At 46.2% G+C, this 15,841-nt stretch carries 14 protein-coding genes and 2 pseudogenes; 7 read left to right on the forward strand and 9 right to left on the reverse strand.

Translation table 11 applies throughout. The annotated features are described in order from the left end of the window. Positions 1 to 71: 71 nt before the first annotated feature. The gene (locus tag AAHF05_RS24340) at positions 72 to 1,010 is read right to left on the reverse strand and encodes a cation diffusion facilitator family transporter (RefSeq protein WP_001198019.1); all 939 of its coding nucleotides are present in this window, start codon (positions 1,008 to 1,010) and stop codon (positions 72 to 74) included. A gap of 613 nt (positions 1,011 to 1,623) precedes the next feature. Between AAHF05_RS24340 and AAHF05_RS24345 the strand changes: the two genes are divergently transcribed. Then, positions 1,624 to 2,328 (forward strand): IS6-like element IS26 family transposase, encoded by a 705-nt coding sequence (locus AAHF05_RS24345; RefSeq protein WP_001067855.1) that lies wholly within the window; start codon positions 1,624 to 1,626, stop codon positions 2,326 to 2,328. 270 nt (positions 2,329 to 2,598) lie between these two features. Then, complete coding sequence (locus AAHF05_RS24350) at positions 2,599 to 2,850, forward strand: hypothetical protein (RefSeq protein WP_049120190.1); 252 nt, start codon at positions 2,599 to 2,601, stop codon at positions 2,848 to 2,850. 47 nt (positions 2,851 to 2,897) lie between these two features. On the opposite strand, the pseudogene AAHF05_RS24355 reads toward AAHF05_RS24350, so the two are convergent. The 3 genes and pseudogenes from AAHF05_RS24355 to AAHF05_RS24365 all read right to left on the reverse strand — a co-directional run. Next, positions 2,898 to 3,070, reverse strand: a pseudogene (locus AAHF05_RS24355) (transposase); the annotation flags it as partial. A gap of 580 nt (positions 3,071 to 3,650) precedes the next feature. After that, positions 3,651 to 3,824 carry a hypothetical protein gene (locus AAHF05_RS24360; protein WP_154816747.1) on the reverse strand — a complete coding sequence of 58 codons (174 nt, stop codon included), beginning with the start codon at positions 3,822 to 3,824 and terminating at the stop codon, positions 3,651 to 3,653. Positions 3,825 to 4,130: 306 nt separating this feature from the next. Further along, on the reverse strand, positions 4,131 to 5,099 hold the full coding sequence (locus AAHF05_RS24365) for an IS5-like element IS903B family transposase (RefSeq protein ID WP_000654804.1): 969 nt from the start codon (positions 5,097 to 5,099) through the stop codon (positions 4,131 to 4,133). Between the two features lie 33 nt (positions 5,100 to 5,132). Here AAHF05_RS24365 and AAHF05_RS24370 point away from each other — a divergent pair. Both AAHF05_RS24370 and AAHF05_RS24375 read left to right on the forward strand, forming a co-directional pair. Further along, a pseudogene (locus AAHF05_RS24370) lies at positions 5,133 to 5,484 on the forward strand (DUF3644 domain-containing protein); the annotation flags it as partial. Positions 5,485 to 5,529: 45 nt separating this feature from the next. Next, positions 5,530 to 7,791: an NACHT domain-containing protein gene (locus tag AAHF05_RS24375; RefSeq protein WP_200923474.1), complete on the forward strand. Its 2,262-nt coding sequence runs from the start codon at positions 5,530 to 5,532 to the stop codon at positions 7,789 to 7,791. 417 nt (positions 7,792 to 8,208) lie between these two features. Here AAHF05_RS24375 and AAHF05_RS24380 read toward each other — a convergent pair whose 3' ends face one another. From AAHF05_RS24380 to AAHF05_RS24395, 4 genes are all read right to left on the reverse strand, one after another. Beyond that, on the reverse strand, positions 8,209 to 8,622 hold the full coding sequence (locus AAHF05_RS24380; RefSeq protein ID WP_057688291.1) for a type II toxin-antitoxin system VapC family toxin: 414 nt from the start codon (positions 8,620 to 8,622) through the stop codon (positions 8,209 to 8,211). Further along, positions 8,619 to 8,849, reverse strand: coding sequence for a type II toxin-antitoxin system VapB family antitoxin (gene vapB / locus AAHF05_RS24385; protein WP_057688290.1), 231 nt, complete (start codon positions 8,847 to 8,849; stop codon positions 8,619 to 8,621). The genes AAHF05_RS24380 and vapB overlap by 4 nt, the downstream gene beginning before the upstream one ends. A 746-nt stretch (positions 8,850 to 9,595) precedes the next feature. After that, positions 9,596 to 10,600, reverse strand: coding sequence for an IS110-like element IS4321 family transposase (locus AAHF05_RS24390; protein ID WP_000427623.1), 1,005 nt, complete (start codon positions 10,598 to 10,600; stop codon positions 9,596 to 9,598). 210 nt (positions 10,601 to 10,810) lie between these two features. Continuing rightward, positions 10,811 to 11,719 carry an AraC family transcriptional regulator gene (locus tag AAHF05_RS24395; protein WP_059359247.1) on the reverse strand — a complete coding sequence of 303 codons (909 nt, stop codon included), beginning with the start codon at positions 11,717 to 11,719 and terminating at the stop codon, positions 10,811 to 10,813. Positions 11,720 to 11,906: 187 nt separating this feature from the next. Here AAHF05_RS24395 and AAHF05_RS24400 point away from each other — a divergent pair, with 187 nt between their 5' ends. From AAHF05_RS24400 to AAHF05_RS24410, 3 genes are all read left to right on the forward strand, one after another. Next, positions 11,907 to 13,001 (forward strand): NADH:flavin oxidoreductase/NADH oxidase, encoded by a 1,095-nt coding sequence (locus AAHF05_RS24400; RefSeq protein WP_084833515.1) that lies wholly within the window; start codon positions 11,907 to 11,909, stop codon positions 12,999 to 13,001. 91 nt (positions 13,002 to 13,092) lie between these two features. Continuing rightward, the gene (locus AAHF05_RS24405) at positions 13,093 to 14,265 is read left to right on the forward strand and encodes an aldo/keto reductase (RefSeq protein WP_374936479.1); all 1,173 of its coding nucleotides are present in this window, start codon (positions 13,093 to 13,095) and stop codon (positions 14,263 to 14,265) included. Positions 14,266 to 14,306: 41 nt separating this feature from the next. Beyond that, positions 14,307 to 15,035, forward strand: a complete 729-nt coding sequence (locus tag AAHF05_RS24410; RefSeq protein ID WP_059359244.1) for an SDR family oxidoreductase — start codon at positions 14,307 to 14,309, stop codon at positions 15,033 to 15,035. A gap of 73 nt (positions 15,036 to 15,108) precedes the next feature. Here AAHF05_RS24410 and AAHF05_RS24415 read toward each other — a convergent pair whose 3' ends face one another. After that, complete coding sequence (locus AAHF05_RS24415) at positions 15,109 to 15,693, reverse strand: recombinase family protein (RefSeq protein ID WP_191731946.1); 585 nt, start codon at positions 15,691 to 15,693, stop codon at positions 15,109 to 15,111. Positions 15,694 to 15,841: the final 148 nt, after the last annotated feature.

Genomic DNA, 15,841 nt, shown 5'->3' on the forward strand with positions numbered 1-15,841 from the left:
AATATTGCGCAAAAAAATAACCCCTTCCCAATCTTCTCAAAAAACAGCAGCATTCATATTATTTTTCAGGATTATTTGCCCCCGCAACCAGGACTATTATCACCTTTAAAATAAGGGTCAACATGTGTCATAACATTTAAAACATGATGATTATCTAAAACTGATTTCCTGGCCAAAACAGCAATGTCATGTCCTACTTTCACTGATAAATCACCATCAATTTCCAGATGAACATCAACCACAACAAGGTCCCCCATTTTTCTGGTCTTGAGGTCATGGATGCCTTCGACCCCAGGCGTGGACAATAATGTTGTTTTTATACTATTTTCAGTTTCAATATCCACGGCCCTGTCCATCAAGTCATGAAGCGAATCTGACATAAATGAATATCCCATTCTGGTCACAATCAGTCCCACAACCAGTGCAGCTACCGGATCAAGCAATTTAAACCCTGATAAACTACCAATAATACCAATAGCCACCACCAAAGATGAGGCGGCATCAGAGCGGGCATGCCAGGCATTGGCAACCAGCATAGTGGATTTTACTCGGGTTGCTACTGCCAGCATATAGCGAAAAAGAAGCTCTTTGATAACCAGTGCGGCTAAGGCCACCCACAGAGCAACAATATGTACCTGAGGAATATCATCTGGTTGTTGCATTTTATTTGCTGCTGACCATAACATCCCGATGCCAACAATGAATAAAATTGTCCCCAGAATTAATGATGCACCATTTTCATAACGATGATGCCCGTAGTGATGGTCATCATCGGGATTTTTTTTACTTTTATGATTAGCAATAAGCACCACAAAGTCTGAAACTAAATCAGACAGAGAATGGATACCATCCGCAATAAGCCCCTGAGATCCGGAAAATACGCCAGTAATCACTTGCCCGGATGTCAGAAAACAATTAACAAGCACACTAACCCATGTGCTTTTACGGGCCGCGAGGAAACGCTCATGAGAACTAATATCAATATCATCCGTAAGTTTGTTTACCTGCACCTGAAACTCCTAATAACAGCATCTACAGTTAATACTAAGCAGCCAATACTACCCGGCCAAGTTCAGTTTTGGTATATGAAATTTTGAGGTACTGTGGTGAAAATATAAAAATGGTGAGATTTATTCCTGTAAAGACCGCGCCATGGTGGCGATAACATCTATTTATCATAACGCCTGAACATTAATTTATTCTGAACAGAAGAGAGAAGAAAAGTTGACAGTTATCACAACTATACACTTACGCCCAGTGTGGATGGGTTCAACAAACTAAAATTGCAAACCCGATTAACTGAGGAATTGAGCGCTCTCGAAGAGGAGTTGCTTTCGGGTAGCTGTCAACCATTGCAAAATGGTAAACAACATCCTTTGGGTCCCCAACTGTGTGGCCACTGTAGTGACTGTGGTGGGTGATAGAACTGGTCACATTGATGCCAGACTTTTTCGTGCCGCATGTATGGCACACTGAATTTGATTAAGACCTGCTGAAATGAAACCGGAGTGCTTCAGCTACAGAAACTGACCAAATCGTATACCCCAAGCAAGATCTGAAGGCACTGTTGCAAATAGTCGGTGGTGATAAACTTATCATCCCCTTTTGCTGATGGAGCTGCACATGAACCCATTCAAAGGCCGGCATTTTCAGCGTGACATCATTCTGTGGGCCGTACGCTGGTACTGCAAATACGGCATCAGTTACCGTGAGCTGCAGGAGATGCTGGCTGAACGCGGAGTGAATGTCGATCACTCCACGATTTACCGCTGGGTTCAGCGTTATGCGCCTGAAATGGAAAAACGGCTGCGCTGGTACTGGCGTAACCCTTCCGATCTTTGCCCGTGGCACATGGATGAAACCTACGTGAAGGTCAATGGCCGCTGGGCGTATCTGTACCGGGCCGTCGACAGCCGGGGCCGCACTGTCGATTTTTATCTCTCCTCCCGTCGTAACAGCAAAGCTGCATACCGGTTTCTGGGTAAAATCCTCAACAACGTGAAGAAGTGGCAGATCCCGCGATTCATCAACACGGATAAAGCGCCCGCCTATGGTCGCGCGCTTGCTCTGCTCAAACGCGAAGGCCGGTGCCCGTCTGACGTTGAACACCGACAGATTAAGTACCGGAACAACGTGATTGAATGCGATCATGGCAAACTGAAACGGATAATCGGCGCCACGCTGGGATTTAAATCCATGAAGACGGCTTACGCCACCATCAAAGGTATTGAGGTGATGCGTGCACTACGCAAAGGCCAGGCCTCAGCATTTTATTATGGTGATCCCCTGGGCGAAATGCGCCTGGTAAGCAGAGTTTTTGAAATGTAAGGCCTTTGAATAAGACAAAAGGCTGCCTCATCGCTAACTTTGCAACAGTGCCCTGAAAAGTGTCAGGGACGCGTAGCTGAAGCAATTTTTGCGAACTGCGCGGAACTGGATAACGACCAGTTTATCGAGACCATCGATTGGATTAGGCTCTATAAGCGCTGAATGCCACCATCAGGTATGTAACAGTTAAGTGATATACGAAGTGTAGGGATATTTTATGACTGGAGAATTAAAATCTGAGAGACAAACCATTGTGTACGGGAGGTCGCAATGAAAAACTGGACCAGAAACTTTATTGATGACATGAAGCATATCTGGCGGGAATTCAGGCGGGATATTGCTGAAACTAATGCTAAAAAAAACCTCAATGATGATGATGTGGCTGGCGTTAGCCATTCCGTTGACTGGAATAATGTACCTGATTTAGATCCGCGAAAGGCGGTTAACAACCTCGATAACTTCTACTCACGGCAATTAAGGGGAACGGAATATCCAGGTACGCGATATCAGCACAGGAACTAAATGTTTTGCGCATGCGCAAAATGCAGCTGAGTCTGCATTTTTTTGACTAAAAGCAATGTTCGAATCTTTTTGTTACCTCGTTTGCTGATGCCCAGCAATGTTGTCCGGCCACCAGTGCTGTACTGACGGGTACCAGCACTGGTGCCGCAGTAAAATCACGACTACTACCGTACTGCTTCCCGTCACCAACCTCAGTTGAAATGGTACTGGCCGTTAGCGGGGGTTGAAGGCCAACCGGACGAGAACGCACGCGAAGTACATTTTTTGAGCGGTCAGACGAGTAAAGAAAACGAGGATTTGTTTACTCTTTTCGTTGATGCCAGTAGCCATGCGGTTTCAGGTACTTTCAGTGTTAATAAACCCGGTAATCAAATCAACGTAAACCTGACGAACAACGCCACGACTTCATAGACCTAAAATCATGCAGTTAGGTTCTTAGCGTACATTTCCGCTCCATTGGGCTTCAAACCCCGACTATGACAAACTCATGCTTCCAGTTCGTCAGACACGGCAAAGCGCCGCTAAAAGGCAACAGCCTATGCGGTAGCGTGTTCATGCAGGGGAATAGGTCGAGAGGTCTTGAAGTATGCGCCTAACTGCGGCTACACTGAGATCACTGATTTGGTGACGTTGTTCCCCTAGAACACGCTACCTGGCTAATCAGTCCTGAGAAAACTGGTTAGCCCGTCAAAGCCCGCGCCTGAGAACGCGGGTTTTTTCGTTTAGGGAAAGAAGATACGCTGCACATCCCCGCCACGTCAATCAACCATCACGATCAGGCTATGATGCTAATGTCGAGCTTAACGCCCAACCAGAAGAATGCCAGCCACTAAAAAGACGAAAAAAGCGCAATATAGACTGATGGCAGGCTTAGTTTCATGCTCCCCAGCAACAACAGTGACTAGCGAGACTAAGCTGACAAACAACAGCAAAAAGCCAATTGCAGTGTTATGGGCATATACAAAATCCATCATAATATTCCTTTTTCAAATAAGAGCTGTGTTTGAGGTTAAAAGCCAAAGCAGGTTAGCAACAAAATCCGTAATCGGCACGCCATAAAATCAGGTAAGCGTTAAGTGAGCGCCGTATTGACGGTTATTTATCGGTGGGGGTTGAAGGCCAACCGGACGAGAACGTACGCGAAGTACATTTTTTGAGCGGTCAGACGAGTAAAGAAAACGAGGATTTTGTTTACTCTTTTCGTTGATGCCAGTAGCCATGCGGGGCTTTGTTGAATAAATCAGATTTCGGGTAAGTCTCCCCCGTAGCGGGTTGTGTTTTCAGGCAATACGCACGCTTTCAGGCATACCTGCTTTCGTCATTTTGTTCAGCGCTCGTACCAGGGCCATAGCCTCCGCAACCTGACCATCGTAGTCACGCAGCGTCAGTGAACCCCCGAACAGCTGTTTTACCCGGTACATCGCCGTTTCCGCTATCGAGCGACGGTTGTAATCTGTTGTCCATTTCCACCGCGCATTACTCCCGGTCATTCGCTGATTAGCCACTGCACGGTTACGGTCTGCATATTCACCGGGCCAGTAACCCGCACCTTTTCGGGGAGGGATAAGCGCGCTGATTTTCTTACGCCGCAGTTCATCGTGACATAGCCGGGTATCGTAAGCGCCATCGGCGGCGGCTGACCTGATTTTCCGGTGGGTTTGCCGGATTAACCCGGGGAAGGCCTCTGAGTCCGTAACGTTGTTCAGCGACAGGTCAGCGCAGATGATTTCATGTGTTTTACTGTCAACGGCGAGATGCAGCTTACGCCAGATACGGCGGCGTTCCTGGCCATGCTTTTTGACTTTCCACTCGCCTTCACCGAAGACCTTCAGCCCGGTGGAATCAATTACCAGGTGTGCGATTTCACCCCGGGTGGGCGTTTTGAAACTGACATTAACCGACTTTGCCCGCCTGCTGACACAGCTGTAATCCGGGCAGCGTAGCGGAACGTTCATCAGAGAAAAAATGGAATCAATAAAGCCCTGCGCAGCGCGCAGGGTCAGCCTGAATACGCGTTTAATGACCAGCACAGTCGTGATGGCAAGGTCAGAATAGCGCTGAGGTCTGCCTCGTGAAGAAGGTGTTGCTGACTCATACCAGGCCTGAATAGCTTCATCATCCAGCCAGAAAGTTATGGAGCCACGGTTGATGAGGGCTTTATTGTAGGTGGGCCAGTTGGTGATTTTGAACTTTTGCTTTGCCACGGAACGGTCTGCGTTGTCGGGAAGATGCGTGATCTGATCCTTCAACTCAGCAAAAGTTCGATTTATTCAACAAAGCCCATTGACGATGAACGTTATCAGGAAGAGGGAACTTCAAAAACCAAAAGGGTCAGATGCCTACTGAAACAGGTGGATCACGATACTGCACCGCATGTTCTTAGTGCCCTACAGCAACATAAAGCTGAGACCATGTCTGAACAGGACCAACAAAGCCGCGATGACAATCGCGTAATGATTTCACGCCTGGAAACAATTGATGCTGATACAGCCAAAGGTGGTAGTACAACTGATAGCCGAAATGAACAAGTTGATATCTTTGCCGCCTCATCTACGGGTTTTCGAGTTCGAAACACGACTTGTTGAATTGTTCTCAGGTGAGCAGATTGACGGCAGCTTCCGGCTGAATGATGATTAGAAAACTACATTAGTTCAAAGCAGCATAGTAAAAGGACAAAAGATGAAGCCTGAACAGTTAAAAAAAATAGAGTCTTTGCAACGTGAAGTTGATGATTTCCATCCAGTTTTAAGAGCACTTTTTCCAAAATTGCCAACAGTGACCCATGTTGAATATAAACAAGGTCCTAGCGAAAAAGGGTCCGATTTTGTAATAATAAAAAGAGATGATACACTTGATGAAGAAATATATATTGGCGTTGTCTGTAAAGTCGGAAAAATCACCCAATCGAACAATGAGGTTGAACGTCAAATAGAGGAGTGTAAAATTTTCCCAAGGTTAATCTCATCGGGTTCAAAACATATTCATTTGAATGAGATTTGGGTTGTTACAAACTCGACCATATCTAATAACGCTCAAGAAAAAATTCACTACAAGTTTAAATCAACAAACATTAAATTTATTGATGGCGAAAAATTATGTTCTTTGATATCTAAATATTACCCTGAGTTCTGGGATTTTGAATCAATCAATTACGAACATTACTTGGCTGACTCTTTGAACATGATGAGTTCTCTACCTGAAAGCTCATTCTTTGGTAGCATTGGCATAAACAACCTAATTGATCGCTATGTTTCTAAAGAGGATAGTAAAAAAAGAAGACATCGCCCCTTGAAGCTTTTTAGCGTCATTAAAAATGAACGTTTCGTTTTTTTGGAGGGGAATGTTGGTGCAGGGAAGAGTACATTAATAAAGCAGTTAATTGAGAAAATAAAAGCAGAATACTCTTATGAGAAAGATTATACCTTACCGATATTCTGTCAATATAAAGATTTGATTGATAAAAATCTAGAGGTGGAATTAATTATTTCTGGAGTATTGTCAGAGTATAAAATACAACATGAAGGAAAGATTCTATTTATAGTTGATTCAGTTGATGAAGTCAAAGAGTCAATGGAGGAGAGACAGTCAAACTTCCGCAAGATAGTTGAACAAATATCAAGAAACGATCAATTAAGATTACTAGTGGCCTCAAGGGTTATGGACTCGCTCGAGGACTATGAAATAATTGATAAAATGTTTTCTAGATATTCTATAATTCCACTTACAACATCTCAACTCATTGATTTTGTGGATAAAATCTGCAACGATATAAAAATCACTCATAAGTTAAAGAATGGAATTGAAAAAACCCCATTATTTAAATTTATTCCGAGAACCCCTGTAAGTGCCATTCTTTTGGCGAGAATACTTTCTGATGAGATTAAAGAACTACCATCGACCATGACTGAGTTGTATTCTAAATACAGTGAAATTGTACTGGGTCGATGGGATACCTCAAAAGGTTTGCTTTCCCAAACCGAATATGATGTTATTAGTAATGTTTTAATTGAGATCTCTATTTATATGATGGATAATGCTCTGGCATGCATTTCTGTATCAGAAGTTCAGGATATATTTCTAACATATCTTGCAAAAAGAAACCTTAATGTCGATGAAGAAAAGTTATTCAAAAGATTAATATATCGTAGTGAGGTCACCTGTGTAAATAACAGGACGAACACCTTTACTTTCCTCCATAGATCATTCATGGAGTACTTTTATGCTGAAGGCTTAAGGAAGAAAGGATTTGTAGATATAAATGATAAAATATATGAAATTTACTGGGCAAACTGCTATTTCTTTTATTTTGGCTTGCAAAGGGACAATGAATATCTAATTGATAAAATTAATGATTTCAAGCCTGAAGATGATAGGACAAGGTTTCTAAGACTGTTCTACAATGGTTCATTCTTCCTTGCATCGTATCTCACGCCTTATAAAAAAATAACAAAGGGTGTGCTCTCGTCATATGTAGACGCTGGTAAATTATATGTTGATATTCTCAAGGGTAATACAGATATACCCCTTAAGGAATTTACGCCTGTAGCATTATTATGTATTTTTACACGCTGCCTAAGTAATAATTATTGTTACGACTTTTTCAAACCAGCTCTTGAGGATTTATTAGTAGCCATTGAACAATATGATGAGATTGGTGAACACATAGATTACGCAAAGTTTTTCATAGCAGCTACATTGAATGAACTTGGGGATAAAAATGCTTTTGATGATCTCATCGAAAATAATAATCTAGACATTCTCATCAATCTTGGCATCACACATGTCACAGAGGATTCTGGAATGATTAGTGTTGCAGTTGATAAATATCTCAAGAAATTCAATCGCAAAAGAAAGAATAACCATGATATGTCAGACTATATATCTCGTCTCTATGAGGAATCGTCATCTGAAATGCGTCAATCAATTTCAAAAAATCAATAGCACGTATTGAGTCGAAACCGCATCATCTATTATTGAGATATGCGGTTAATTTTTTCGCATAATAGGTAGTTAGGCACAGCGTATATCGCGGAAAAGAACTACTCTTATTGCTAAGAGTAGTTCGATTCTCTGTAACAATGCTGGTATGATCCTTTCTGTTTCAAAAACATCAGAACACAGATTGAGTTCAGCATGGCTCATTGGTATATGAACTTTCCAAGTTATTCTTAAATCCCTTTAAAACTGTGAAGTAAATACACACTTGATTTGTATTCAAATTTCATAATTTATCCCAGATCGAAGGTAAGTGTTTTTTCCTCACATGCGCTAATGCGTCCTGAGGTTGTATGATCAGATCCACTCAGATATCGAGCAGCCCCAAAATCGCGTATCACATATCCTTAGTTTTCACGTTATTTATACCCAGTCTTCCAGCTTCAGGTCAGGTACCCGCTCAAACTCTCTCACATTGTTCGTCACCAGCACCGCGCCGGCGGCAATGGCATGCCCGGCTATTGCCGTGTCGTTCGGGCCGATCGGCATGCCGGCCATGCGCAGCGCCACCCTAATCTCCGTGGTCGCATCCACCGCGGCCCGGTCCCAGGGCAGGATGGCATCGAGGCGGGCGCAGAATTCATCGACCAGCTGCACGTGGCGGGGTGAGGCCTTCGGGCCGGTGGCACCGAAGCGCATCTCCTGGTAGGTGATGGCCGAGATCACAATGCGGTGACCGCGCAGCACCGCCTGTGCCAGGCGTTTCCGGACGGCTTCCGGCTGCTCTCGCATGATGAACGAGCAGATACAGGTGTCCAGCATATAAATCTTGTTCATAAATCAAATCGTCCTTCGTCGGTGACAACGTCCTCGCGCTCCGCCATAAAGTCCGGATCGGCTCTTTCGAGCTCAAAGAATGAATCCCAGGTCGGCCGGACGGGGCGCAGGATGATGCTGTCCCCTTCCCGGACGATCTCCAGCTCGCTCACCCCCTCAAAATCCAGATCGCGGGGCAGACGGATGGCGCGGTTGTTGCCATTTTTAAAAATGGATACGGTTCTCATAATTCTCTCCCGGGTAGGTGTGGATATGTGGTGCATATCCGGAATGGGGTGCTTTGCACCGGGTGTGTGCATATGTTCAGTATATGCAGATGTCATGCATATGTATAGGGGCTGGATATGCAGATGGTGAGGATATGAGTATGCTCTACCTATGCAGATGCCAGGCATATGGATATGCTCCACATATACCTTCTTCTCTCTTTTTTGGCTGAGATCCGAAAACTCCCAGAACCGGAACCGGGTAACACAGCAGCCCAAAATATTCCTCTCCTGTGTTACCGACATTCCCCTCAGGCGTGGACATAATGACCGTGACAGCAAAACTGATGAGGAAAAGAAATGAAATTCATCCCTGCCCGTACTGCCGCCGATGTGCTGGAGATAATGAAATCATACCGTGACGATCTGCGTGAAAAGACATTGTATGAACTATCCTGGTCTGTGCTGGAAAGGCTCATTTCACGTGATAGGGGTCCGCTTGGAAAACGGAATCTATGGTCACTCCCGTTTTTGCAACACCGATTTTGACGACAAGTTGGCTTGCTTGAATCTATCCGGCGTCTGAATGGGATTTTATTCCCGCGCCTTGATGAGTTCCGCGCCTGATGAACCTCCAGAAAATATACGGCTTCAATGAGCCTTTCCGTTTTACAGGTTCCTCAACAGGCCGGTGGGCCGTTAGTATCATCAATATCAGTATTCGCAAAACCAGATCAGTAATTCTTTAAACCGGTGTATTTCTGCCGTTATGCTACATAAGTTTGCTGTCGTGCCGTTAGGGCCCAGGCTATTCTGGCCAGCTTGTTTGCCAGAGCACAAGTGACGACAAAGTTGCTTTTCCGGCACAGTAAATCCCTGACCCAATCGGCCAATTTGCCAGACTGGTGTTCCAGTTTTTGTATGAATACCCTGGCACATTGAACCAACAAAGTTCGGATCTTTTTATTACCTCGCTTACTAATTCCCAGCAATGTCGTCCTACCTCCCGTGCTGTACTGCCGAGGTACAAGCCCTGTTGCCGCCGCAAAGTCACGGCTGCTGGCGTACTGCTTCCCGTCGCCAATCTCAGTTGAAATAGTACTCGCTGTCAGTGTTCCGACGCAGGGAATGCTCAGCAAGCGCTGTCCAACCTCATCTTCGTCCAACTTTCGTTTCAACTGGGATTCCAAATCTTTAATCTGCTCAACAAGATAGTGATAATGCTGTTGTAATTTCAGCAATAACTGGCTGAGGTAAAGAGGCAAACTATTATCCTCAAGAATGGTACTCAGTCGGCTAATAACGGCAGCTCCTCGGGGAACGCTAATGCCAAATTCCAGCAGAAAAGCATGCATTTGATTGGTTGTTTTTACCTTATCCTGAACCAGGGATTCACGGACACGATGCAGAGCCCGCATTGCCTGCTGAGATTCCGTTCTGGGCTGCACAAAACGCATAGACGGACGCGATGCAGCTTCACAAATAGCTTCGGCGTCGACAAAGTCGTTTTTATTGCTTTTAACGAACGGGCGGACAAATTGTGGTGATATCAGCTTTGGGGAATGCCCCAACTCTTCCAACTTGCGTGCCATAAAGTGAGAACCGCCACAGGCTTCCATTGCGATGGTTGTAGCGGGGCATGTCGCCAAAAATTCGATCAACTTTGGCCGGGTAAATTTTTTACGGTAAACAGCCTTCCCGCGACGATCCTGGCAATGAATATGGAAAGAGTTTTTACCCAGATCGATACCAATGAGCGCAATGTTTTCCATGATAGTTCTCCGAATGAAAGCCTGTCCTCAGCATAGTACCGGGAAGGAGGGAGTGACCATCTCATTAAATATCCTACGCTAAGACTAATTTTATGACAGACGGCTTTGTTCGAAAAGCAGACTCAAAAATTATCGGTGGCTCTATATAAAGGATGACTACATAAAAAAGACACAGAAGTACCCTTCTGAATTCATGCCGAGGGGAACATTTTACTGGTTTATTTCTTCACGCAGACGTCTGATATCACGTAGCGGCGACTCGCCAAACTCTCTGCTGTACTCGCGGCTAAACTGGGAAGCACTCTCATAGCCTACTTTTATCGCCGCGCTCACCGCGTCAAGATGGCTGTTCAGCATTTGCTGTCGTGCCTCCTGAAGTCTGAGCTTCTTGATAAACTGTAGCGGACTCATCCCTGTCACTGACCGGAAATGGTGACGAAATGATGACGTGCTCATCGACGAGCGGGAAGCCAGCTCATCTATGCTGACTGGCTGAGTAAAGTGTTGTTTAAGCCAGGCAACTGCCCCGGAAATTTGTTGCCCAGGCGAACCCGGTGATGCGATATGGCGAAGCGCACTCCCATAGGGGCCTGTCAGCAGCCGAATGATGATCTCCTGCTGTATGAGCGGGGCAAGATGCTGAATTAAAGGTGGTTCGTCATTCAGTGACAGCAGTCTTCTCAACGTATCAGCAAGTCCCGCGTCAAGCTCATTAACGGCCAGCGGATCAAAAACCGATGATTTAGCCGCTGGTCGAAAAGGGATCATTGCCGCCGTCTGCATCACAGCAGCGGGCTCAATAGTGACCATCATCCCCAGGAACGGTGCGGATGCTGTCGCCGTCGCAACATGTGACACGACCGGAAGCTCAAGTGTGGTGAGCAGTGTTTGCCCTGCGCGGTAGCCAGTTACTTTTCCTCCCAGCACCACTTCTTTACTGCCCTGAATAACCACACCTAAGCCAATGCCATAGATACAATGCACGGGAGTGGTCGGTGCATTTCGTCGGTGCACCGATAACGACGGAACTACAGTTGTGAAATCACCATCGTATTGTGCAATCTCGTTAATTTTCTCAGCAAGCATTTTAAGGCTTTGTTCTAAGGAAAAGTCCTGCATCTCTCAGTCCTGATAACTCTCATGATTCAATAGTAACGTAAAAATTAAAATATCATTTATGGAAGCCAATAACCCAATTCATGAAAAATAAATCATTTCAGGCAATGATTGTGGTGAAGTGAGCAAGCCATCTTAGCGCTTTGTGGTCAATAATGCTTCTATCATGTTCCTGCTTATGGAGTGCTTTGTGACAGGTTTATTTTCTTCATTTTCGCTGAAAGATATTACGCTACGTAATCGGATAGCAGTTTCTCCCATGTGTCAGTACCAGGCTGTCGATGGCTTTATCAATGACTGGCACAGTACCCATTATTCCATGCTCGCACGTGGGGGGGCTGGTCTCGTTGTCGTTGAAGCCACTGCCGTAGCACCTGAGGGCCGAATTACACCCGGTGATGTCGGATTATGGAGTGATGAACACATCTCAGGGCTGTCGTCCATTGCCGCAGCAATTAAGGCAGCCGGGGCTGTCGCAGGGATTCAGCTCGCCCATGCGGGCCGAAAAGCCGGCTGTACGCCACCATGGCAGGGTGGCGCACCTCTGGATCGAGATGATACACAGGCGTGGGAGCCCGTCGGGCCTTCCGCCGTCCCCTTCGTACCCGGGAATGACTATATTCCCCGTGAAATGACCAAAGATAACATCCGACAAACGCAGCAGGACTTTGCCCGAGCGGCAGAGCGTGCCTGCCAGGCTGGTTTCCAGTGGCTGGAACTGCATTTTGCCCATGGTTTCCTGGCACAAAGTTTTCTTTCCTCACAGTCAAATACCCGTTCGGATGAATATGGCGGTTCTCTTGAAGGGCGTGCCCGCTTCTTACTGGAGACAGTAGCTGAAGTCCGCAAGTTCTGGCCTGATAATTTCCCCTTAACGGTACGCCTCGGCGTGGTTGAATTTGATGACTGTCCTGAACATTCTTTCAGCGAATCACTCAAAGTAATCGGCTGGCTGAAGGATGCCGGAGTTGATTTTGTTGATGTGGGTCTTTCTCTGGCAACGCCAGGTGAGAACATCCCGTGGGCGGCAAACTTTATGATTCCATGGGCTGCACGTGTTCGCCGGGAGAAAAACATTCCTGTCGGGACAAGCTGGATGATTACTCAGGCTAAAGAAGCGAATGAATTCATACAGGACGGTAAAGTAGATGTGATCTTTTTCGCCCGCACATTGCTGGCTAATCCGCACTGGCCATATCGCGCGGCGCGGGAGCTTGAAACCTCCGACCCGCACGCTGTATTACCCACACCCTATGCATACTGGTTACAAAACTGGTCCGAATGACCATAACAGGTTGCGTCGTCCCGGCCACGTAACCTGCCCTCATCAGGGGGATCCGTCCTGGTAGTGAAACCTTTATTAAGCGGAGAACGATATGAGTCAGCCAAAACCCCGTCCTGCACAACGCACTGAAAGCCTAAACGCTTTCAGCCGACGCAATTTCCTGTCTTCTTCTGCCTTAATGGGGGCAGGGTTGATTTTGGGGAGCTTACCTGACAGGGCGCATGCAATGTCATCAGAGCCGACAGCAAAACCGGCACAGGCCAGACAAGGTTCACAGACAATGCCGACGCGAAAACTTGGAGCTATGGTGGTTTCCGCACTGGGTGCCGGATGTATGAGTATCAGCGCTAACTACGGAGCGGCAGCGGATAAATCCCTGGGGATAAGAACGATAGGTGAGGCACACGCCAGAGGCGTCACGCTATTCGATACCGCCGAAGTTTATGGACCTTATACCAATGAAGAACTGGTTGGCGAGGCACTTGCTCCTGTTCGTAACCAGGTCTTTATTGCCAGCAAATTTGGATTTGATATTCAACATGGCGGGCTGAACAGTCAGCCAAAACATATCCGGAAAGTGCTGGAGGCCTCTCTCAGGCGTTTACGCACTGACCGTATCGATCTGTATTATCAGCATCGCGTTGATCCTGGTGTTCCCATAGAGGACGTAGCCGGGACTATCCAGGATTTGATTAAAGAAGGCAAGGTTCTACATTTTGGTCTTTCTGAAGCAAGTCCTTCTACCATCCGTCAGGCTCATGCGATCCAGCCTGTCACCGCAGTACAGACGGAATATTCTGTCATGAACCGCGATCCGGAACATAATGGTGTGCTGGATACCTGCGAGGAGCTGGGAATTGGTTTCGTCCCCTGGGGGCCGATAGGCATGGGGTATCTGACCGGAACGGTGAGCGCAAACACGCATTTTGATCCCAAAACCGACTTACGCTCCACTTTTGAACGTTTTACTCCTGAAAACTTAGCGAAAAACTGGCCCTTTGTGGAAAAGCTGAAAGCTATCGCTGACAGTAAGGGCGCCACACCGTCTCAGATCGCGCTTGCATGGCTTCTGGCCAAAAAACCCTGGATTGTTCCTATTCCCGGGACACGAAATATCAACCATCTCCGTGAAAACCATGGCGCTTTAGAGATCCAGTTTACCACTACTGAGTTAAACGAAATGGATAAAGCTGTGTCCGGGCTTCGCGTCTATGGTGGTCGCATGAATCGTGCCCAGATGGATCTCGTCGAGCCTAAAGCTTAATTCCCGCCTGAGGTCAGACTTAAACTATTGGAAGAAATTTTATGAATATTGAGAAGAAAAAAAGAGTCGCTGTTGTTACCGGATCATCCTCTGGTATAGGTGAAGCTATCGCACGTGAACTGGCAGGAAACGGAATTACGGTTGTGCTTTTGGCCCGTCGATTCGAACGTATTGATGTTTTGGCCAGCGAGCTGGGGCACGGAGCAATTGCGATTAAAGCTGACGTGACAGAGCGTGAATCGATTGTGGCTGCGGCTAATCAGGTTGAACAAGCGTTAGGTGGTGTGGATATCCTGATAAATAATGCCGGTGTAATGTTAACGGGCCCTTTTGATTCAAGCCAGCGTGATGAACACCGCCAGATGATAGAAACAAACCTCCTAGGAGCAATGACAGTAACAGAGGTATTTCTCCCACAATTGCGTCGAAACAAGGGCGATCTCGTCAATATCTCTTCTGTAGCAGGTCGGGTCGCACCTTCAGGGTTTGCAGCGTATGCGGCAACAAAATGGGGGATAAATGGATGGTCAGAAGCACTTCGGGTGGAACTACAGCCTGACATTCGCGTCATGGTGATTGAGCCCGGCGCTATTGCAACAGAATTAGCCGATCATATTACTCACGAGGAAAGCCAGTCTGTGGCAAAATCTGCACTGGACTGGGCTATCCCGCCTTCCGATATCGCTGAGGTCATAGCATTTGCTGTCAACCTGCCGAAGCGCACGAGTATCAACGAGATATTGATCAGACCTACTGTTCAAATGATGTAAGAAAAAATATGCGGATCGCATAAAACCTGTTCCTTATGCGGTCCCTGCCTTCACCGTCGATGGAGGTTTATATTCAATACTGTTGATGCCCTGCCTTTACCCGAAGTATGGTTTGTCGGGTTGTATTAAATTCCCGGGCTATAGCGCTAATACTGATTCCGGCATCAATACGTTCTGCAACTGCTTGTTTCTGTTGTTCACTCAGCACGGGCGGACGACCAAAACGTTTACCTGAAGCCTTTGCTCGAGCAATCCCGGAGTGTGTGCGTTCAAGTAGCAAATCTCGCTCAAATTCCGCCACCGCTGAAATAACCTGCATGGTCATTCTCCCGGCTGCACTGGTCAGATCAACACCTCCTAGCGCCAGACAATGGACGCGAATATCTGACGCAGCCAGCTGCTCAACTGTTTTTCTTATATCCATGGCATTACGCCCAAGACGATCCAGTTTAGTGACAATCAGCACATCACCATTTTCCATACGATCAAGTAGGCGGATAAAGCCGGGACGTTCACTGGCAGCAACAGAGCCACTGATATGCTCCTCAATCAATCGCTGGGGTCTGATGGAAAATCCCGCAGCTTCAATTTCACGACGCTGATTTTCGGTTGTCTGCTCCAGTGTAGATACACGACAGTAGGCAAAAACACGTGACATAATGATACTTTCTGTACGAAAAGGATGTACGAATTGTAACGCATGTACGATAGTGAATTCACTGATTTTCGTACAGTAATGATAATAGATGTACGAAACCGACCGGTTTCGGTCAGTGTAAAGTGATAACAAAAATAAACTATATGCA

This window comes from Enterobacter adelaidei, assembly GCF_041937165.1.
GTDB lineage: Bacteria > Pseudomonadota > Gammaproteobacteria > Enterobacterales > Enterobacteriaceae > Enterobacter > Enterobacter adelaidei.